Origin of the sequence: Syntrophomonas wolfei subsp. wolfei str. Goettingen G311 (assembly GCF_000014725.1) — a bacterium.
Lineage (GTDB): Bacteria > Bacillota > Syntrophomonadia > Syntrophomonadales > Syntrophomonadaceae > Syntrophomonas > Syntrophomonas wolfei.
Window position 1 is genome coordinate 1,377,225 of record NC_008346.1, and the last position, 20,830, is coordinate 1,398,054.

Consider the following 20,830-nt stretch of genomic DNA (forward strand, 5'->3'; position numbering starts at 1 on the left):
TCCTGAAAACTACAAAGCCTTTTTTCTATGGCTCATGACATATTCGTATAAAATCCTGCATGGCACTGCTTAGGAACTTATTCTTATGATATACAATTGTCAATTTTCTGCTTAAATCCATGCCTTTCACCGGAAGTTCTTTTAAAGAACCTGAAGCAATATGTTCTTTGACCAGCTGAAAAGGCAAAACCGCAATCCCCATCTTATTTTTTGCTGCATTGATCAGGGCTGTAGTGCTGGTGCTTTCCCAATAGGGTTTGATGAACAATCCCATCTGATTCATTCTTAATTCAAATAGATTTCTAACGCCAGCGCCCTTTTCCCGCAGCAAGAGGCGCTCATTGATAATATCGTATGCAGTTAGCTCTCTTTGGGCAAAAAGCTTATGTTCTGGAGTAGCAACAATTACGATACGATCCTCATAAAAACCATCTTCTATCAAATCGGATTCATTAATTATTTCTTCAATGAGGGCAAGATCCAGTTCATTTTTTCGGAGCATTTCTATAAGAATTGAGGCATTGTTTATGATTACCATAATTTCCGAATCGGGATATAAACCCTTGAAATTATTAATGTATTTATGTATTAAGGCAACACCAACGGTATAATTAGCACCTACCACAAGCTTTTTCTGTGATGCATTTTCTTTAAGGTTGTCTTGTAATTCATCAAAAAGCTTGATGATATGGGTTGCGTATTGATATGCCTTTTCTCCTGCTTCAGTAATATATAGCTTCCGGGATAGCCGCTCAAAAAGAACGACCCCGTAATAGTTTTCCAGTTCTTTAATTGCCTGGCTTATAGAGGGTTGTGTCATATATAGTTTCTTGGCGGCAGCTGTCATATTCAGTTCATCATATACTGCGATTAATATTCGCAAATGCCGTATGGTCAACCCAGAGCAACTCCTTTTCCCCAAAAACAAACTCTAAGCATAAGCTTAATTAATTGAGATATTAAATTTATAATTTTATATATAAGCTATAATTCTCCTATGAAGGAACATAATTCGTAAATGCTAAGATGTTTTTTGTTCTCCTGCTAATTATAGTATATGGCTTGGCAGGGTGCAGAGCAAACAGCAAATCTGCCAATATGGTACTCACTTCCGTATCAAGCTAACGGAATATGCAAGTAAAAACTATATTCCTAATATTCCGCATATAGTTTCGTTAATTATCGTGGTCAGGGGAGGCAGCTTAATCCCCATGGACAGTATTACAGCAAAAATAAGACCCAGCGACCAAAAAACCGTAAAGCATATTAATTCCCGCCACCATTGTTTTCGTACCAACCCAGGTATTTGTATTAAGGCGACCATTCCAAATCCCATAAGTACCAGGGCAATCAAATCTCTTCACCCCCGATTTTAGGCAGCTTGCGCAGTTTGGCTACAAATAGCGTAATAAGCGGAATGGCGATTTGAAAAGGAACTGTATAAATGGGGTAGCCCTGGTTGGCAAAATCAAACATTTCCGCCGTATTGCTAACATTAGTCAGGGCCAATATTACCATGAGAATTCCTATCGGTAGAATTAGCGGACGGTAACTCTGCAAATTAAAGACCTGGGCCAGTCCTAAAACCGTTCCATAATATGCCACCGATATTTTAAAAAATCCCATGGTGATTAAATTTATAGCCACCAAAACTTCCACCCGGGTGAGAACATCGCCAACATCAATTACTTGTGCTGTTATGTATGTTGGATAGGTGTAAATTGCGTTCATTTGTCCTAATACGGCAGCATTGCGTACAGCAACTCCAATTAGAACTAATCCCGCTATCATTATACCTTTGAAAACAGCTGAACGACCTTTTTCGGGTTTATTTACAAAAGCCAATACCATTAAAAATGCTACTGCATCTCCAAAGGGAAAGACGGCGGTACCATGACTGCTCCATAATAGCTTTCCCAGGGGGATATCGAGAATAGGCATCAAATTATGGAGAACCATATGCGGTACTACCAGGAGCGTATCAAAAATCGCCATTATAATAGTAAGCGTTACTAAGATTAAGCTGCAGCGAGCCAATACTTCGATACCCCTGCGCACGGTTGAGGCACAAACCAGGATAATTAGAATAAGAGTAAGTGTTTTCGGAGTAGCAGGGTATAGTTCCAATTTTAAAAAACGGGAGTAATTATTTAAAACTAAGGCACCCAGGTGAAAAAGATACCAGATAAAGAGAATGGAAATAAAGTTGCCCAGGATTTTTCCGTAGACCAAAGAATTTATTTCAACCAGCGTCTTACCTTTAAAATGCCGGGCCAGGGCAGTAAATATCCCGGCTATAATCAAGCCCTCCATCAATCCTAGAGCAATCGCAATCCAGGCATCATGCTCGGCTCCCTGCCCCGGAGCAATAATAACCGAAGCGCCGAAAACAAAGCCGATTATTAATACGCTTAATTGAAAACTGGATATTTTACCGTTCTCCAAAGACATGGATCATACCCCTGTTTCTTCACCGGTTCCACCGTCGCCAAAAGCTCACCCTGCACCCTTCGAGTACTCCTGGTGTTCCTGTTAGTCGCGATTAAGGATGCGGGCCCCACCGATATGAACTTCGTTCACTATAATGTTGCGGTGCAAGCCGGGTTTTCTTTAATCTTTAATCAATGCTTTATTAATTTCCCCAATTTCATTTACATGAGTTTTTACCTTTACCACAACCTCAATATAGGGATAGATTTCCTCCCATCTCGCTTTTAGAACTGGCCATTCTTTTTTATATTTTCGATGAACCGCCTCCCCAAAGCCAAAAACATCGGCATTCAGAGTCCGGGATTTTTCAACTGCTGCTATCACCTGGCTCTCAATCTCCCGGGCCTGGCCCTTTTCCAATTCTTGCAGGAAGTTGGAGCTTATCTCCCGGTGACCATCATACTCCAGCAGGTTGGACTCTTCATCTATGGTAATAGTAATTTTAATTTTCTCGTCCTGTAATTCAGGAATAATTTTACTTTTGGCACTAACAATCTCCAGGTTAGCTCCCGGGATTATTATAAATCCTTTTTTGACCTTGTTAATGGCCCACAAAAGACCCCTTGATTCTTCTTCATTTAGTTGCCCTATCATCCTGTCTCTTTTAAAAACGGCCGTTGCGCTTATGCGAGTTTTTTGTACTCTATCCCCTTCCGGACCGGCTTGCTCAATGATGCCTACCATAGGGGCAAGAGGAGCGGTAGTTTCGCTAATTAAGCGGTTGGCAAATTCCAGGTAGGTGACCACCGGGTATTGGGAATATTCTGCTGATAGCTTAATCTGAGCAGCCATTCCGATGGCCTGAATGTTTTCCATTCCATCCTCAACCCTTAGAGTATCACGGGCTTTTTTCTCGGCCACTACCATCAGGACATTGGGGCGGTTTATCGGATTCCTGGCTATTGAATCAAGGAAAGGATAGATACCCTGTTCAGCAGCACTGCGGCCAAAGACATAAACCTGGGTATGCTGATAGAATGTTCTGCGACTACTATGTTGGGTATAGCGATTTAAGGCATCATAAGCTGATGAACCGGTGCTGGAGTCCAATTGAATGGTGTGGAGTGGGTCACCCCTTTTTTGCCCCCCATCTCCGCTACTGCCGCCAGCACTCTTTATCTCGCTGGGAATGATAGATTGAAAGGTAAGGGTAACCTTTCCTGTTTTTGCATTGATATCCCAACCCAGGCCGGATATAATAGATAATTTATTCAACTCAATGCTATCCCAACAGCCGGATATGATTACAGGAATAATGATTAACAAAATAAGTACCAAACCCGGTTTTCTCTTCATTGAGTATCCCCCTGCTGGGAGCTGCTTTTAGGAGGCCGAGGCATTTGACCGGATGATTGCCGCTTTGTATCGGGTGAATCTAAAGAAGCGGGACGGCTATCCATGGCCCATAAGGGAGCCCGAATGAAAGTATCTCGCAGGCCACGAATATTGAGTGGAGTTACCGGCGATAAATAGGCTACTCCCAGGGAGCGTAGAGAAGCCAGGTGGCTAAGCATTTCAAGGGAAACCAAAACTATACCAAATAAACCCAGCAAACCGCCCGCTACCGTCATTATAAAGCGGTACAAGGTTCCCGAATCAGCATAAGGGATGACTAAAAATGAAGCAATAGCTGTAGTGGCTATTACTATTACCATGGGTGCTCCAACTAAACCAGCTGATACTGCTGCCTGACCGATTACCAGCGCACCTACAATACTGACAGCCTGGCCCAGTGAGCGGGGCATCCTGAGACCGGCTTCCCGCAAAATTTCGAACAAGAGCAGCATTAACAGGGCTTCTAATACAACTGGTAAAGGTAGCCCTTCCCGCGCTGCCGCCACCGAAATCAGCAATTGGGTAGGAAATAATTCGGGATGAAAAGTTTTTAAGGAAACAAAAATACCAGGCAAATAGATACTGAGCAAATAACCCAGCAATCGAATCCACCGCACCAATGTAGCGAAAAATGGCCGGGCGTAATAATCGTCCGGGTTTTGAAAACCTTCAATAAATAAGAAGGGTACCACCAGGGCCATCGGGGAGCCATCAAGCAATATGGCGGCTCGACCCTCCAGTATTCTGGCTACCACTACATCTGGTCTTTCACTGCTGCCAACGGTGGGAAATAACGAGTTGGGGCTATCTTCAATGAATTGTTCTATGTAACTAACATCCAAAATAGTATCAGTATCTATTCGTTGCAGCCGTTGATTGATTTCTTCGATGAGGTTTTCCGGGGTGATACCCTTGATATAAACAATTGAAAGATCGGTTTTCGACCGCTCCCCAATTTGCAGGCTCTGAAAAGTTAAATGAGGATCGCGTATTTTTCGCCGCAGCAAAGCTGTATTGGTACGCAGAGTTTCAGTAAAACTTTCTTTTGATCCTCGAACCGACAACTCGTTTTTAGGCTCTTCGATACGTCGTGTTTCCCAACCCTTGGCATCAATAAGCAGGGCCCGGCTTACACCTTCTGCCAAAATGGCAATATGACCTGTAAGAACCTGGGCAATAACTCTGTCTATATCCTGGACTACAGTTATCTGTCCTACATTTAACACACTTGATTTAATATAATCAATCAGGCTCGTGTGGTTATGGCTGGCATTATCCTTAATCATTTGCAGGTTAAACATCAATGGTTGCAAAATATCATGGTTTAATAAATTTCTATCCACTAAACCATCAATATAGATAACGGCCGCATCAACATTTGAATGGGGGCTAATTTTTATCTCACGAATGATTACATCATTGCTTGAACCAAGAGCCTCCCTTAAAATCTTCAGGTTTTCCTCCAGGTTTTTGGACAGGCTGACAGCGGAATTAAAATGTCCTGCAGCCTTTTTATGAATATCTTTTGACATTCTTTTAAAATGTAGTTTTTTGAAAAGAAAACCTGACATAAATAACCAACCTTTCTCAAAGCTCTACGGGTTGTCTCATAATGCTTTCAAGGTGAAATCGGGTTGCTGCAATTTTTGAGTATTATTTTAAAAATACATTAGATTGCTAATATTGTATCCGTAAGATAAATAGATTATTTATATAGCACGGGGACGGGAGAGGGCATGGGGGGTTAGTAGAATCAAAAGAATGCCGAAGCTAAAATTAGCATGAAAAAACCCCCAGCGCTAACTGGGGGAAAACTTGACTCCGTTTAAGCCGCATAAAGAGACTGCTTAATCAGTTTCAACGAGAGCTCGTTATAATCTATTGAGGGTTGCACTCCAATATTTTTGCCCTTCCCGGAAGGCTTTCAAGTTAACTTCCAGAGCTTTGGCCGGTACCATTTCTCTAATAGCGTTTTCCACTTCCTCTGCCGGAATGTTTATAGCTGCGGCCAGCATTCCTACCAAAACCACATTGGCGGCCCGTGCATTACCACATTCTTCAGCCATTCGGGTGGCATCAACAATAGTGGTATCGGGTGTAAGGCGGGCAATTTTTTTATCAATATCTACCGGGTATTTCAATTTTCCGCTCATTACCGGCAGCGGGTCAACCCGCTCGTCATTAATGATCACTTTACCCCCGGGTTTCAGATAGTCTAACCAGCGAGCTGCTTCGAGCTTTTCAAAAGCTAGCAGGATATCAGCATCACTTTTCTTAATTATAGGTGAATAAACTTTTTCTCCGTAGCGTACCTGGGAGACAACACTACCACCCCTCTGTGCCATACCATGTATCTCTGACACTTTGACATCATAGCCCATCTGTACGGCCACCTGAGCAATTATACGGCTGGTGAGCAGGGTTCCTTGCCCTCCAACTCCTACTATCAATACATTGGTGGTTTGTTTTGGCATTTTCTTATCCCTCCACTATCTTGATGGCATCAAAGGTACAGACCTGAGGACAGAGGCCACAGGCTACACAGGTATTGGGGTTAATTACGGCCTTTCTATCTTCCTCTACCCAATAAATCCCGGTACAACCTATCTTTATGCAAAGTTTACAGCTCTTACAGAGTTCCGGGTCAACATAGAATTCTTTATCTGGAGCTTTCTTCACCAGCAGCGCACAGGGACGCTTGGCAATAATTACTGAAGCTTCCCGGCGGTTCAATTCCTCTTCCAGGGTCTGGCGAAATTCGTCTAATTGCAAGGGGTCCACTATGCGGACATGCTCTATACCGATAGCCTGGACCAGGGCTGGTAAATCCAGCCTGCGGGTAGGTAGATTCCTGATGGTTTTACCGGTAGCCGGATGATCCTGGTGTCCCGTCATGGCGGTGGTATCATTATCCAGGATAATAACGGTGGAGGTTCCCTGGTTATAGACAATATCAATCAGTGGCGTAATTCCGGAATGAACAAAGGTGGAATCCCCGATAACCGCCACCACCTTGCGGGCAAAGTCCTCTCCATTGGCCTTCTCCATGCCCAGAGCCATACCAATACTGGCTCCCATGCAAACACAGGCATCCATTCCATCCAGGGGACTCAAAGCACCCAGAGTGTAACAGCCGATATCCCCCATTACATGCAGCTTCATTTTCTTCAGGGTATGAAATACACCGCGATGCGGGCAGCCCGGGCACATCAAGGGTGGGCGAGGAGGTATCTCCTTGTCCAGACCGAATCCTTTCCCGGAACTGACTCCTAATAAGACTTCTTCAATCATTTCCGGGCTGTATTCACCCAGAAGGGTGAAAAGTTCTTTGCCTTCGACCTTTAAGCCCCAGGCTTTTAGCTGTTCCTCAATTACTGGCTCCAATTCCTCGAGCACAATAAGCCGGTCTACTTCGGCAGCGAAAGAGCGGATTAAATTTTCCGGCAATGGATTGACCATACCGAGCTTTAATACGGAAACTTCAGGCATTACTTCACGCAGGTACTGATAACATACTCCGCTGGTGATTATACCTATCTTTTTATCTCCCCATTCAATTCGGTTTAGATCCGTAGTTTCGGCATATTCTTTAAGTTGCAGGATACGCTTTTCCACTTCCACATGGCGCAGGCGGGCAAAACCAGGCAGCATAACATATTTGGGGGCATCTTTCTTATAGCCTTTTAAACCCACTTCTACCCGCTCTCCGGTCTCAACCAGGGTCTGGGAATGGGAAAGCCGGGTAGTAACCCTAAGCATTACCGGGGTGTCAAATTCCTCACTTATATCATAGGCCCGGCGGGTAAAGTCCAGTGCTTCCTGGCTGTCCGCTGGCTCTATTACTGGCATTTTGGCAAAACGGCCATATCCCCGGTTATCCTGTTCATTCTGCGAAGAATGCATCCCCGGGTCATCAGCGGAAACCAGAACTAGACCAGCGTTTACCCCGGTGTAAGAAAAGGTATACAAAGGATCAGCCGCCACATTTACTCCTACATGTTTCATAGCTACCAGGGTTCGTGCCCCGCCGATAGAGGCCCCCACTCCTACTTCCAGGGCTACCTTCTCATTTGGTGCCCATTCGGCATAAAGGCCTTCATAATCGGCAAATGTGCTGACTATTTCGGTACTGGGGGTACCGGGATAGGCGGTAGCCACGGTAGCACCAGCTTCATAGGCTCCCCTGGCAATAGCTTCATTGCCTATCATCAATTTTTTCATGGTTTTCCTCCTCACCCATAGTGATATACAAGAATAACCACTCATCTACCGGGGGATGAGCGGTATATTTATACAAGCCATTAATACTTTTTGCAGTAGAACCCCCCATGGCCGGCGGCCACAACCACCGATGAAAAGTGAGTTAGTAGGCGCTTAAATAGTAAGATGTAGTAGGAATTAAATTAACCCCCTCACACCTTACCCCTCACTTTTCTTGCTAATTATTTTTTAATATCGCTTATTATTCCCAGAATGATAGTATCACAACTTTTGTCCGGATGTAAATGCTTTAAGCATCGGAAGAAACTTCGAAGCAGTATCAACCCAGCCTGTACTTATTCCATTCCACTATGGCAGCAGCCAGCAAACGGGCCATATGGTAAACCGGAGTGATACTCCCCTGCCCCAGTGAAGTCCAGTTTCTAACCTCCGGTTTAATTCCCACCATAGCAATAATGGAGAATTCACCTACTGCAGGCAGCCTTTTGCCCAGAGCTTTACCGGGAAACAAGGGACCGTGGCGGAACTTGATTATTCCTTGCTCTTCTTCCCTGCCCACTGAAGCATCTATAGCTATCTCGATTCCTGACGGGTGGTTATTTTTTATTATATTTAATTTTTGCCTAAGGTTTTTACCATGCAATGGACGCTCCAGGCTTCCGTATACCTGAAGCTCGGGAGCTTTTTCCTTAATCATGGTTCCGGTTAAAGGCCCAAAACAATCGAGTATATTGCGGTCGGTTCCAATACATATAAAAAGAGGTTCTCTTTCCAGATGGTTCAAATTACTATGCAATGCCTCTATCAGAGCATCTTTGGCATCAAGCTGGCGGTAATGTTTTTCTACAATAATCATTAGAGTGGAATAACCTCCAGAACCTCTTGCAATGATTTTATAAATCTCCTATTCTCTTCCATAGTTCCAATCGTAAGACGGATAAAAGTGGGATATCCAAAAATATCACCCGTACGGATTATCACTCCGCGCTGGAGCAATTCGCGAAATACTAACTGGCAATCTCTCCCTGTATCCAGGAAAATAAAATTAGTATTGGTTTTGACATAATCCAGGCCAAGTCGTGCCAATTCCTGGTAGAGATAGTCTTTCCCTTGTAAATTGAGCTGGCGGCTTTTTTCCACAAAATCAATATCCCGCAAGGCGGCCTGAGCCGCAATCTGAGCGGCAAAATTTACATTAAACGGCTCTCGCACTCGATCGAGAGCAGCAGCAATTGCGGGTGTGGTTATGACATAGCCTATCCTTAAGCCGGCCAGGCCGTATATCTTGGAAAAGGTTTTTAACAGAACTATATTCCGCCCTTCCCGCAAGTACTGGAGCCCGCTGCCAAAAGCCGGGTTATCCACATATTCCCCATAGGCTTCATCAAAAACTACCAGTATCTCACCAGGTACCTGCTGCATGAACAGCTCTATTTCTTCCTGCTCTACAATGGTTCCGGTAGGATTATTGGGATTACAGAGGTAGATTATTTTGGTTCTGGTATTTATTGCCTCAAGAATGGCTTTCAGGTCATACTTGTATTCTTTAAGGGGTATGGTAATCGAATGAGCCCCCATCAGGGTACTGGTGGACTCGTATTCCGAAAATGTCTGCTCAGCATGGATAACTTCATCTCCAGGGTTAATAAAGGTTTGGGCCAGCAAGAGAAGCAATTCATCAGAGCCATTGCCTACAACTATCTGTTCCGCTGGCACTTGCCAAAAAGACGCCAGTTCTTGTTTTAGTTCATAGGCATTAGCATCAGGATAAAGATGTATTTTATTAAGGCCTTCCTGCAAAGCCGCCAAAGCCAGTGGCGAAGTCCCCAGAGGATTTTCGTTGGAAGCTAGTTTAATAATACTGTCAAGTCCCAGTTCCCGCTTAACCTCCTCAATGGGTTTACCAGGAACATAGGCTTTCAAGCGGAAAATATCTTTTCTGGCTTTACTTTGTACGAAATCGTCCATGTATACTGGCCTCCATTCATCTGCTATTCTTCTTGATTTATCCGGCAAAAAGTTTAGGACACCCGCCGGGTAACTACCCATTTCAATGGGGAGATGAAAGGCGGAACTACGGTTATTTTTGTGGTATAATATACCTATAGAAACTTATTAAGGATGATTCTATGGGTAAACACTATCTGACAGATAAAATCATTTCTTTGATATAGGGCGGAAGGCAAAATGCCGCCCGGTGAATTCCTTCATTATAATACTTCAAATAGCCTAGATCAGCAGGTTTTTTTGCCAATTCCCGGGGATTATATTTCTTGCTGCCCATGGTAAAAGACCAGGGACCGCTTACATAGGTAGCTATTGGCGCCAGGAAGACCCGGGTCAGAGGAAAGACCGTGTTGATTTGCCGGTAAACGGATCGAAATACTTCCCCATAAAAAATCGGGGATTCAGACTGAACCACTAGAAGCCCGTCCGCCTTGAGTATCTTATATACATCCTGATAAAACTCCAGGTTAAATAACGGTGTGGCCGGTCCTAATGGATCAGAGGAATCTACAATAATTACATCATATCTGAATGAGGTCTCTTTTACAAAGTGAACTCCATCAGCAATATGTAAGTTTAAGCGGCGATCGGTAAAACCGCAAGATATGGCAGGGAAAAACCTTTTGCTATTCTCCACTACCCGCTCATCTATTTCCACCAAATCTACCGCATTAAGCTGCTGGTGTTTCAGTACTTCTCGTAAAGTACCCCCATCACCCCCGCCAATTATCAATACCCTCTCGGGGCAAGGGTGGGTACACATCCCCACATGGCTTATCATTTCATGATAAATAAACTCATCTTTCTCACTGATTTGCAGGGCGTCATCCAGCAGCAGGGCTTTACCCCATTCCAATGTATCCACCACTGCTAGTTTCTGATAACGGGTCTGTTCCTCATGTAGAATATCTTTGATTTTCCATTTAACCGCATAACCCTCGGTATGCTTTTCACAAATCCAGGATCCAGTCATTTTTCCCTCCAGTAAAATCTGCCCTTATTGTAGGGCTTTTCCTTCATTTATTAGCTCGGAAATAATCTTCATATGTTCCTGCATGGTCTCTTGATTATTAAAGTCTATAGCTAAAAGAGTAGCCTCAATAATTCTATCGTTTTCGCTATCTGTAAAACAATCCATCCATTCCTGCAATATCAAGAACAGTTCCGGATGCTGCTTCTTTACTACACTGAGGTCAAGGAGGTTTAGGAGAAAACGCATATGCTCTTCATCGAGTTCTCCCCGGAAGCAGCAGTCAGCTATTCGGCTGGCGGTTTCGCCATAGATTTTTTTAAGCAGTTGTTCATGGTCAGGCATTATTCATCAACCCTTCTGGCATCCCCCATAATCTGCTTCTGCAAATCAAAGGTGATAGGTATCCGTACACCACTACGGCCATCTCGGTTTTTATCAATATGGATATAATAATTCGGATTGATATAGTTTTTTAATTCTTCTCTCTCTTCCAGCTCTTCCCGGGGGATAGGTGTCAGTTTAAGCATAAGGTCGCACTCGTTCTTCATCCGCTTGGCTCCCTGTAAACTGCCATCTGGGTTTAATTGGACCAGGCACATGACCACTATCTTTAAATTCTGGGCCAGCATTTTCAAGGTTTTAACTATCTGCTCCAATATCTGCCATTCCTGTAGCTTGGGATCCAGCTTATCCATTCGTCCCACATAGTCGACTATCATCATTTCTATGCCTTTTTGCGCCTTGAATTTACGGGCAATGGAAATAGCTTTCTCCGGGGTGAGATTAGGGCAGGGATAGGAATAGAAACCGCTTTCGCGAAGTTGGGAGTAGCCATTGAGGATGATAGAAAGTTCAGTTTCGCTAATATCCCCGCTGCGAACTCTATCGTGGTCAATTTGTGATAGAATGGAGCCCCAGCGCAAAGCTATCTGTTCTCTGCTCATTTCCGTATTAAGGTACAAAAGGTTTTTTCGCGCATCTACGGCTATAGCCCTGGATGTATGCAAAGCAAATGAAGTTTTGCCATGCCCGGTTTGAGCACCAAGGATTATTAAATCACCCGCTTTATAGCCCAGGGTTATATGGTTCAAGTTATCAAATCCTGTAGGAAGTCCATCCAGAGGGAGAACCCCTTTGTGCAACTCGCGTATTTCCTTTAGGCGGAGAAACCTGCGTTCAACTTCGCTATAACCCAGGCTGGCCATATCCGCCGGGGAATCGATTTTATCGTCAATTTCCAAAGCGGTGAGGTTAGTCAGTTCCTCCTCCGCCGCCATAAGTACCTGTTCTACATCACTTTCCTGCTGTTCTACGAGAAGCTGCATATTCCTTTTAAGAAAGGTTTCAAATTTTCGCAAGCGGGCTTTGTCTTTAACCCGTTTAATCCAGTACTTGATGTTTTCGTCATCTATGTATTGTTCAACTATATATTTAAGTTCTTCTATATCCCGGGGATTGGTAAAAACGCCCAGGCTATGCCCCTCTTTAAGAAGCTCCACCAGGGTAGGGCGAATTTCCCTCTCAAAGAGACTGATAGACAAATCAAAAATAGTAGCATGCCGTGGGGAATAAAAGTCAGCATTGGATAAAAGGTCATAGACTTCAATACAGGCATCTTCAGAATGAAGCATGGAAGATAAAACGCGCCGTTCACTTTCCAGGTCAACCAGGTAGTCTTCCATGGAGGGTTCATTCTTTCTTAAACTCAAAGGAATCACCATCCAAATAAAACCGGGGAAAATATCCCCGGTTTCTATTATACCTTATTTTTGACTCCGCCTGTACTAGAAGGAGGCACATAGATTTCGTATTCCAGGTTGATGGGCTTTCGTTTATCATAGCTGCTGGCTGCTATGGGTTTTTCCTTCTTTTTTCTTAGTTTTAATTGGGCTATTTCTTTGTCCACTTCTTCTACCTGCCGGATTTCTTTACTCATCCAATCATTAAGAACGCTGTCCATATATTCCAGACCGGCATTTTTGGTGCGCTGACACATTACTTCTCCAGCTTTCATGATCATAGTATGAGAAAAGCCCCAATCATGTCGCCATTTATAGTAAACCTTTTTTCGAGCTTCGGCAGCCATATCAATGCCGGTAAAGCTTCCAAATTCCACAATATCCGGGTCAAACTTGTTAACCCTTAAGGCTCGGTTCCTTTCCACATCCACATATTTCTTAAAATAACTTTCCAGCCCTTCAACGGTATTGATGGAGTATTCTTTTATATCCCGGGCAATCTGGCTGATATCTCGCGGGTTGTAAATGCTTCGCTCAAAACACATTTCCAGTATGCATAAAAGAAACTCCGGGGATAAGGCTAGCTCTTCCAGCCATTTGTTTAGCTCGCCGGCCATTTTTACACTCATCAAGTTGCCGGTTTTTTTGGCTATAAAATCTCCAACTTTCTTAAAATCCGAGCTGGATTGCTTTATAAGTTCTCGGGAAACCAGCTTGTTCTCCTCTATCTGCAATTCCAGTTGCTCAATCTTAAGGCGATATTCCTCCAAAAGATTTTCCATCTCTTTAGAAGGGCTGGGATTATCTGCAGGTGCAGAAGTTGAGTGGTAAAAACAAGAATGGTCTCTCCTTATAAGGGATTCCAATTTCCCGGCCAACGGATCTAAAAACACTTCCCTATCAGCCAAATTTTGATTATCCTGAAGGGAGACTATGCCTAATTTCTGCAGGCGATTTAAGCGGCGGGAGATTTTTATCTTACCTAGAGAAGGACAGGCTTGGAGAACTTGTCCTATCTTTATGCCGGTTTGATACAAAGGCTTGGTCCTTTCTATGGTATATAGCAAGGCTGCTATCACAGCAATATCTTCTAGTTCCAAATCCAATTCTCGGGCATAAGCGAAAAGCATACCGGGTAAACTCACAAAACCCCAGCGAAAGATTTCCAACCAGGCCATTTTATTTTCCATATTGTTTTGACCTCCATGTCCAAGTAAAGGAATTATAACACTTCAAATAAAAAATCTACAAACTACATAATATTAGCTTTAAACCAAAAAGCCGTAAATTAACTATATAAACTATGGAGCAAAACATATTTCTGCATGAAAATCAGACTTGACTGATTAGGAAAGAGAAAAACCAGGAACTATGTCCTGGATTATTTAGGATTCTATGGAATTATCCCGGCTAAACATCCTGTTGTAACTCTGCAGTTATTCATCCCTTTTAAAGCATTGGAAGAAACTGCGGAGAAGTTTCAACACACCGCTGCAACGAGGTAGGGGGATTAGAACCCGCCGCCTGTTTTCTTTATAGATGCCCGACCGCTAAAGAAGCGGGGGACATGTTTTACCTCGTTATAAGACCCCGGCTTGTTCGATCTTCTGCAGGGATTCAATGATTTTATCATAATCACCCTTTTGCCAGTTTTCCCGGAATAAACTATGCAGTCGTTGGGATAAATCCAGGTAAGCCTTTTCAGCCATAATAGTCTTTTCCATTGCCAGACTTTGGGTTGGGGAGACATCAAAATGATGCAATATCAAGCGACCTGGTTCCAGCTCAAATTCCTCCAGCCACTCCGGAATATAAACGGGAGAATTGGTTTTTTCCTGCAGGTCAGCAGCCAGGGAGCGTTGCGCCTCATCTTCCCCGTGAATAATAAAAATCCCTCGAAGGGGAGTGACGATGCCCTGGGCCCATTCAATAAGCTTGTTTCGATCGGCATGAGCAGAATAAGCCTCGATGCTCCTGATATCTGCTTTTACCGCTATCTTTTCCCCGTGAATATGTACGGTCTTTTCCCCATCCAGGAGTTTTCGCCCCAGAGTACCTTCAGCCTGGTAGCCTACAATTAGAACGGTGGATTCTGGCCGCCAGAGATTATGTTTCAAGTGGTGCTTGATTCTACCTGCTTCGCACATACCACTGGCAGAAATTATAATGCAGTTCCTCTTTTTCAGATTTAAGCGCATGGAGTCTTCTTGAGTTCGGGAATATTGAAGGTTCAATAGTTTTAAGGGATTAGAATGCTGTTCAATAAACTGCCGGGTTCTATCATCAAAATACTCCGTATGCTTGAGAAAAATCTCCGTGGTGGCAATAGCCAATGGACTATCAATATATATTTCTATTCCCGGATCAAGCTCTCCTTGATTGTGTAACTTGAGCAAATCATAGAGCAGATCCTGGGTTCTCTCCACTGCAAAGGCAGGAATAATCAAATTTCCTCCTTTACCCATGGTTTCATCGATTACCTCTTTTAATTGTTGGTTGCGCTCGCCAATCTGAGGGTGAAGGCGATCCCCGTAAGTTGATTCAACAATAAGATAATCAGCGCTTTCAATTACCGCCGGGTCTTTCACAATAGGCTGGTCATTATTACCTAAATCACCGCTGAAAACCAGCTTGGTTTTCTCTCCTGCTTCTTCCACCCAAATCTCAACTATACAAGAACCCAGAATATGACCGGCATCCCGCAATCGAACTTCTATGCCGGGTGCCAGGCCTATTATCTCATCCATGTTAAGGGAACGAAACTGGGGCAAGCATTGCAGGGAATCTTCCACCGTGTAGATGGGTTCCAGAAGGGCTTGATCAGAGCGTTTCAACTTCCGGTTCTTTCTCTCTATTTCTGATTCTTGAATATATCCCGAATCCGGGAGCAAAATACTGGCCAGTTCTTCGGTGGCATGGCTGCAATATATAGTTCCTCGGAAACCTTTCTTACATAATTTTGGAATTAACCCAATGTGATCTATATGAGCATGAGTTAATAGAAGAAAATCAATTGAGACCGGGTCAATGCTGAAATCCAAATAGTTTCTCTCTTGTATCGACTTGGGCCCCTGAAAAAGTCCACAATCAACCGCAAAACGAATCTTTTCGGTTTCTACTAGAAAAAATGAACCTGTGACCGTTTTTGCCGCCCCTAGAAATCTGATCTTCATTTCCTACTCCTCCAGTTTTATGCATTATCACTATATATTATACCGCAACTATATTTCTAGCATCTCTTTTTTGTGATAAACGGCAAAAACCCTGATGAAAATCAATAATCTCAAATCTAACCATTATATGGTTGTCGCTTCTAATGGCCTTATCTATGTTTTCAAAACTATTATGGCCAAATTCCTTGATTACTTCACAACTGTCTAAGTCATCGATAACTTCAGCAAAACGGTTATGCACCTGCTCAAATATACCATAATAGAGTTCCTTAATCTGTTTGACCCGTTTTTCAATTTGCATCAGGTCAAAATCATCTCTTTCCACCAGATGTAAAAGGCTGTGAAACAGATTGTGCAAAAGTTTGTTATGGAACACTGCAGCCATGGCTTCCCGTTTGTATTGTTTATAAAGCAAGTAGCGGAGATAATCTTTTAGGCCTTTTTGCCCTGATGGTCCCAGTATCTGGTAAGCATTCAGAAGTTCCACCTCGTTAACAGTAATATCACCGATCACGAAAAAACCTCCTTCAATTTGTTCATTAAAAGAGGTTTCCATTCAAGTTATATAATTCCTTTAGTTATTTATCGTATAATTCTGGTCAATTCCAAGTCACTTCGATATAATATCCTATTTCTTTACACAATATTGCTGATTCTTATTTCTTTATGTCGTCGAAGAAATCTATCTATCCTCTCCAGGGCTTCTTCAATATTAGGTATGCTGGCGGCATAACAGCATCTGATATGCCCATCCCCACTGGAGCCAAAGGCATTACCGGGTACTACCGCAACCTTTTCTTCCCAGAGCAGCTTTTCACAGAAATCTTCACTGCTCATCCCGCTTTTTTTAATGGAAGGGAAACAATAAAAGGCCCCTCGTGGTTCAAAGCAGTCCAGTCCTATTTCCTGCAATCCGGATAAGATTAGCTTGCGGCGGTAATTGTAGTTATCCACCATTTTTCTCATTTCTGTTTCGCCATGACGAAGAGCTTCGATGGCCGCTTTTTGTCCCATAATCGATGCACACATAATAGTATATTGATGGATTTTAGTCATGGCTCCGATTATATCTTGATGGCCGCAGGCGTATCCTATTCTCCAACCGGTCATGGCAAAAGCTTTGGAAAAACCATTCATCATTATAGTACGGTCTTTCATACCGGATAGACTGGCAATAGAAACGTGTCGTCCATAATAAGTCAGCTCGGAGTATATTTCATCAGATATCACCAGCAAGTCGTTTTTAATTATGATATCCCGCAAAGCCTCTAAATCCTCTTCATACATTATTCCCCCAGTAGGATTGTTGGGATAGGCCAGGACCAGGATTTTACTCCTGGGGGTAATATAACGGGAAAGAATATCAGGACGCAAACGATACTGGTCTATATCATAAGTCGGAACCGGGACAGCAGTTCCACAAGCCAGGGTGGCTCCTGGTGCATAGGAGACAAAAGAAGGCTCAGGTACCAGAACTTCATCACCAGGTTCAAGCAGAGCCCGCATAGCCAAATCTACTGCTTCACTGACACCGACGGTGACCAGCACCTCTTTTTCCGGTGAATATTCTATCCCTATCCGCCGTTTCTCGTATGCGGCTATTTCTTCCCGTAATTCCAATAGGCCCTGGTTGGAAGTATACATGGTATAGCCCCTTTCCAGGGAATAACAGCCAGCTTCTCGTATATGCCAGGGGGTAACGAAATCTGGCTCTCCTACCCCCAGGGAAATTACCCCATCCATCTGTGTAACCAGATCAAAAAACTTTCTAATCCCCGATGGGGGTATGGATTCTACCGTATTGGAAATATAGCGTTTCATACTGTTCACGGGCTCACCACCAATCTTCTGTCTTCTTCCGGTTCCTCAAAAATAAAGTTTTCCTGTTTATAACGCTTAAGAATAAAGTGGGTTACGGTGCTTTGCACATGATCCAGGGTGGAGAGCTTATGGGAGACAAACCAGGCAATATCCTTCATACTTTCCCCATTTACTACCACGGAGAGGTCATAGGTACCACTCATGAGATAAACACAGCGAACTTCCGGATAGCGGTAGATTTTTTCTGCCACACTATTGAAGCCCACTTCCCTTTCCGGAGTTACTTTAACATCAATCATGGCAGTAACCCCATCATTACCCAGCAATTCCCAGTTAATGATGGTGTTGTAACCCAGTATTATCTTCTGTTTTTCCATTTGTTCGATAATACTTTTAATTCTCGCTTCATCCTCATCCAACATGGTAGCTATAGCCTTGCAGCTTAAACGCGCGTTATTTTCCAGCAAATGCAGAATCCTTCTTTCCAGTTCCATCTACTTTCCTCCTTCTTTACTTAGGCAATTAGCAAAAGCCTAATAATAAATAAAAAAACCCTCATCCTGTAAGGGACGAGAGTTGCTCCCGCGGTACCACCCTGATTGGCCAAGGCCCGGCTCTATTCCAATAACGGATGGATTCCGTCCGGCTTACTATCGCTTACGATATTTCACCGGCACTCTCAGGTGGCTTTCATTACCCAACTGATACCAGGTTTTCAGCATACCCCGGCTCTCTACTATCAGTTAAAGGCAATTACTCTTCTGATCATCGTTTTTTGTTTTATGCATCGGAAGAAACTGCTTAAGCAGTTTCCACACATCGCTCCAACGAGGTAAGAGATTAGAACCTACCGCCTATTTTGTAAATAGGCGACCGCTTAGCGGCGGACTTATTTTACCTCGTTATAAATTTATAGAATATGCTATCACTTTCCTGCCCTATTAGTCAAGGTGTAAAATACTTCATTAACAAACAAAGTTTTGCTGAACTATTTTTCGCAAAAAAACATATTATTGCTTTAGGTTTTGATTACTTTGATTATGTGGCGAAAGGTACAAAGGTAGCTTCCCCGTGGTCAGTTTTAAAAAATGGTTTTAATTAATACATAGGAATCTAAAGGAGGTAATTTCTTTGCCCAAAGCAATGAAGTTAAGCGAAGAAGAAAAATATGTTGTTCAAAAACTAAATAGTTATTTTAAACCGGGTAACATGAGTTTTGAAGAAAGGGTTTTTAACGCTCTCTTAATTACCCGCTACGACCTGGAGGCTCATCACTTCAGTTCTGATAAACAACGACGAACTTTGATAAAATATCAGACTGTTCTGGACGGATTATTAAAAAAAATGAACTCATCCATTTAAACGGTTTGCTTCCCATTCAGTAGCGCCCGCTTTTTAATATGGAATAAGCCATGAAAAGGCCGAGAATAATAGCGGTGGCAAATCCAATTTCCACAAGAGGAATGTGTTTTATAAGACTACTTCGCTCCATTCCTGCCACTAATGAAGTTCCGATTACAATACTGGCCAGGATAATGGAGAGTGAAATCCGGTTGGACATTACATCAACTTTAGCCATCGCCCGTTTGAGTTCGGGATATTCTATATTAAGGCTCAGTTGCCCTGATTCCAAGATTTTTAGTATTTTAGCAATTTGAAAGGGAAAAGAACGGATCAGAACTAGATATTCGAATAAAGAGCTTTGGGTTTCCTTCCACAGATGTTCGGGGGTGAATTTTCGCAAGAGCAACTTTTTTCCATAAGGCTCAGCAATATTAACAATACTGATTTGGGGATCAAGCTGGGCCACCAGGCTTTCCACTGTCATCAGCATTTTAACCATCAAGGAGAGCTCCGGCGGTAAACGCAGTTGGTACCTTATTGATAACTCGATCAATTCGGACAGAGCCTCCCCCACCTTTATTTGGGAAAGAGGCAAGCCGTAATACTTCTGCTGCAGGCGGGATACATCTCGCCTGAAATCTTCAAAATCAACATACTGCCCACCAATCCCAATGGCCAGCAATGCTCGGCTGACCCCTTCCACATCATATCTCATCATACTGATCAAGAGCTTGATGCATTTTCCCTGCAGCCTTTCATCAATAATCCCCACCTGGCCAAAATCGTAAAATATTATCCTTTCGCCGCTAGCTATGGCCAAATTCCCCGGGTGAGGGTCAGCATGCAATAAGCCCTGTTCAAATATCTGCTTGAACAGGGCATCAACCAGGTTGCGAGCGATGGTAACCGTATCCAACCCCGACTGCTTCAGGGTAATATAATCAGATATCTTAATTCCCGGAACATATTCCAGAGCTAGTATTTTATCTGAAGAATAGTCCCATATGATCTGAGGGATAATAACATTTTTATCATCTTTAAAAGTCTGATAGAAGAGTTCCGCATTTCTCGCTTCAACCCGGAAATCCAACTCATTGTGTATAGCTTGCCTCAGTTCCTCCATTATATCGCTCAGTCTGTAAAAACGAGCCCAATAGTTGCGCTTTTCCAACCCTTTGCAAAGTTCGCGTAAAATATCCAGATCTGCTTCAATAGTCTTGTCAATGCCTGGTCGTTTGATTTTCAAAACCAATTTTTGACCTGAGGGTAAAAGCGCCTCATGAACCTGGGCAATAGATGCTGCCGCCAGCGGTTCTGGATTAAACCAAACAAAGTCTGATTCCAGGTCTATACCTACATCCTGGCAAAGATGATAGATTTCTTCCAAGGAAAAGGGGGGAACATCATTCTGCAGTTTCTCCAGTTCCTTTATATATTCGGGAGGCAGGAGATCAGGCCTGGTACTTAATAACTGTCCCAGTTTTATAAAGGTAGGACCCAGGTCTTCCAGGGCAAAACGCAACCTCTGCGCAGCACTAGGTGAATGCAACTCATGACCGAGCTCTGAACTTTTCTTTAAATGGAGCCAGGCTGGCCAATCAAAGCGATCAAACAAAAAACCAAAACCATGTTTAATCAAGACATTGACTATTTCTCTATAGCGGGGCAAATGTTGCAGATACCCAATGCCTGTCCTGAAATTCACCAAAAGCTCCTCCCAGAATACA

The 20,830-nt window shown here is 43.2% G+C and carries 18 protein-coding genes and 1 other annotated feature; of the genes, 1 reads left to right on the forward strand and 17 read right to left on the reverse strand.

Annotation, left to right across the window (positions count from 1 at the left end):
• Positions 1–25: 25 nt before the first annotated feature.
• The 16 genes from SWOL_RS06110 to SWOL_RS06190 all read right to left on the reverse strand — a co-directional run bounded on the left by SWOL_RS06110 (position 26) and on the right by SWOL_RS06190 (position 18,253).
• Positions 26–898, reverse strand: coding sequence for a LysR family transcriptional regulator (locus SWOL_RS06110; protein WP_011640603.1), 873 nt, complete (start codon positions 896–898; stop codon positions 26–28).
• A gap of 452 nt (positions 899–1,350) precedes the next feature.
• On the reverse strand, positions 1,351–2,451 hold the full coding sequence (locus SWOL_RS06120) for a GerAB/ArcD/ProY family transporter (RefSeq protein WP_011640604.1): 1,101 nt from the start codon (positions 2,449–2,451) through the stop codon (positions 1,351–1,353).
• Between the two features lie 159 nt (positions 2,452–2,610).
• A complete protein-coding gene (locus tag SWOL_RS06125) occupies positions 2,611–3,786 on the reverse strand; it encodes a Ger(x)C family spore germination protein (RefSeq protein ID WP_011640605.1) in 1,176 nt (391 codons plus the stop codon).
• Entirely contained in the window at positions 3,783–5,396 is a 1,614-nt protein-coding gene (locus SWOL_RS06130; RefSeq protein WP_011640606.1) for a spore germination protein, read from the reverse strand. Before SWOL_RS06130 ends, SWOL_RS06125 begins: the two co-directional genes overlap by 4 nt.
• A 300-nt stretch (positions 5,397–5,696) precedes the next feature.
• Entirely contained in the window at positions 5,697–6,299 is a 603-nt protein-coding gene (locus SWOL_RS06135; protein ID WP_011640607.1) for an indolepyruvate oxidoreductase subunit beta, read from the reverse strand.
• Positions 6,300–6,303: 4 nt separating this feature from the next.
• Entirely contained in the window at positions 6,304–8,046 is a 1,743-nt protein-coding gene (iorA, locus tag SWOL_RS06140) for an indolepyruvate ferredoxin oxidoreductase subunit alpha (RefSeq protein ID WP_011640608.1), read from the reverse strand.
• Between the two features lie 319 nt (positions 8,047–8,365).
• Positions 8,366–8,902, reverse strand: a complete 537-nt coding sequence (yyaC, locus tag SWOL_RS06145; RefSeq protein ID WP_011640609.1) for a spore protease YyaC — start codon at positions 8,900–8,902, stop codon at positions 8,366–8,368.
• Positions 8,902–10,014 carry a histidinol-phosphate transaminase gene (gene hisC, locus SWOL_RS06150; protein ID WP_011640610.1) on the reverse strand — a complete coding sequence of 371 codons (1,113 nt, stop codon included), beginning with the start codon at positions 10,012–10,014 and terminating at the stop codon, positions 8,902–8,904. Before hisC ends, yyaC begins: the two co-directional genes overlap by 1 nt.
• A gap of 172 nt (positions 10,015–10,186) precedes the next feature.
• Positions 10,187–11,026, reverse strand: a complete 840-nt coding sequence (gene speE, locus SWOL_RS06155; RefSeq protein ID WP_011640611.1) for a polyamine aminopropyltransferase — start codon at positions 11,024–11,026, stop codon at positions 10,187–10,189.
• 24 nt (positions 11,027–11,050) lie between these two features.
• Positions 11,051–11,368: a hypothetical protein gene (locus tag SWOL_RS06160; protein ID WP_011640612.1), complete on the reverse strand. Its 318-nt coding sequence runs from the start codon at positions 11,366–11,368 to the stop codon at positions 11,051–11,053.
• A complete protein-coding gene (locus SWOL_RS06165; protein ID WP_011640613.1) occupies positions 11,368–12,735 on the reverse strand; it encodes a replicative DNA helicase in 1,368 nt (455 codons plus the stop codon). Before SWOL_RS06165 ends, SWOL_RS06160 begins: the two co-directional genes overlap by 1 nt.
• A 47-nt stretch (positions 12,736–12,782) precedes the next feature.
• Entirely contained in the window at positions 12,783–13,955 is a 1,173-nt protein-coding gene (locus SWOL_RS06170) for a DnaD domain-containing protein (protein ID WP_011640614.1), read from the reverse strand.
• A 390-nt stretch (positions 13,956–14,345) separates the two neighbouring features.
• A complete protein-coding gene (locus SWOL_RS06175; protein WP_011640615.1) occupies positions 14,346–15,938 on the reverse strand; it encodes an MBL fold metallo-hydrolase RNA specificity domain-containing protein in 1,593 nt (530 codons plus the stop codon).
• Positions 15,939–15,975: 37 nt separating this feature from the next.
• Entirely contained in the window at positions 15,976–16,452 is a 477-nt protein-coding gene (locus SWOL_RS06180; RefSeq protein WP_011640616.1) for a hypothetical protein, read from the reverse strand.
• 122 nt (positions 16,453–16,574) lie between these two features.
• A complete protein-coding gene (locus tag SWOL_RS06185; RefSeq protein WP_041427852.1) occupies positions 16,575–17,759 on the reverse strand; it encodes an aminotransferase class I/II-fold pyridoxal phosphate-dependent enzyme in 1,185 nt (394 codons plus the stop codon).
• A 5-nt stretch (positions 17,760–17,764) separates the two neighbouring features.
• A complete protein-coding gene (locus SWOL_RS06190) occupies positions 17,765–18,253 on the reverse strand; it encodes an Lrp/AsnC family transcriptional regulator (RefSeq protein WP_011640618.1) in 489 nt (162 codons plus the stop codon).
• Between the two features lie 68 nt (positions 18,254–18,321).
• Positions 18,322–18,537, reverse strand: a binding site (T-box leader).
• A 353-nt stretch (positions 18,538–18,890) separates the two neighbouring features.
• Between SWOL_RS06190 and SWOL_RS06195 the strand changes: the two genes are divergently transcribed.
• A complete protein-coding gene (locus tag SWOL_RS06195; RefSeq protein ID WP_041427435.1) occupies positions 18,891–19,121 on the forward strand; it encodes a hypothetical protein in 231 nt (76 codons plus the stop codon).
• A 16-nt stretch (positions 19,122–19,137) separates the two neighbouring features.
• On the opposite strand, the gene SWOL_RS06200 is transcribed toward SWOL_RS06195, so the two are convergent.
• Positions 19,138–20,808, reverse strand: coding sequence for an ABC1 kinase family protein (locus SWOL_RS06200; protein WP_011640619.1), 1,671 nt, complete (start codon positions 20,806–20,808; stop codon positions 19,138–19,140).
• Between the last annotated feature and the right edge of the window lie 22 nt (positions 20,809–20,830).

What these genes read in the sequence shown, in the direction of transcription:
- SWOL_RS06120 (WP_011640604.1), bottom strand. Translation starts at nt 2,451, where the DNA reads ATGTCTTTGGAGAACGGTAAAATATCCAGTTTTCAATTAAGCGTATTA.
- SWOL_RS06125 (WP_011640605.1), bottom strand. Translation starts at nt 3,786, where the DNA reads ATGAAGAGAAAACCGGGTTTGGTACTTATTTTGTTAATCATTATTCCT.
- SWOL_RS06130 (WP_011640606.1), bottom strand. Translation starts at nt 5,396, where the DNA reads ATGTCAGGTTTTCTTTTCAAAAAACTACATTTTAAAAGAATGTCAAAA.
- SWOL_RS06135 (WP_011640607.1), bottom strand. Translation starts at nt 6,299, where the DNA reads ATGCCAAAACAAACCACCAATGTATTGATAGTAGGAGTTGGAGGGCAA.
- iorA (WP_011640608.1), bottom strand. Translation starts at nt 8,046, where the DNA reads ATGAAAAAATTGATGATAGGCAATGAAGCTATTGCCAGGGGAGCCTAT.
- yyaC (WP_011640609.1), bottom strand. Translation starts at nt 8,902, where the DNA reads ATGATTATTGTAGAAAAACATTACCGCCAGCTTGATGCCAAAGATGCT.
- hisC (WP_011640610.1), bottom strand. Translation starts at nt 10,014, where the DNA reads ATGGACGATTTCGTACAAAGTAAAGCCAGAAAAGATATTTTCCGCTTG.
- speE (WP_011640611.1), bottom strand. Translation starts at nt 11,026, where the DNA reads ATGACTGGATCCTGGATTTGTGAAAAGCATACCGAGGGTTATGCGGTT.
- SWOL_RS06160 (WP_011640612.1), bottom strand. Translation starts at nt 11,368, where the DNA reads ATGCCTGACCATGAACAACTGCTTAAAAAAATCTATGGCGAAACCGCC.
- SWOL_RS06170 (WP_011640614.1), bottom strand. Translation starts at nt 13,955, where the DNA reads ATGGAAAATAAAATGGCCTGGTTGGAAATCTTTCGCTGGGGTTTTGTG.
- SWOL_RS06175 (WP_011640615.1), bottom strand. Translation starts at nt 15,938, where the DNA reads ATGAAGATCAGATTTCTAGGGGCGGCAAAAACGGTCACAGGTTCATTT.
- SWOL_RS06185 (WP_041427852.1), bottom strand. Translation starts at nt 17,759, where the DNA reads ATGAAACGCTATATTTCCAATACGGTAGAATCCATACCCCCATCGGGG.
- SWOL_RS06190 (WP_011640618.1), bottom strand. Translation starts at nt 18,253, where the DNA reads ATGGAACTGGAAAGAAGGATTCTGCATTTGCTGGAAAATAACGCGCGT.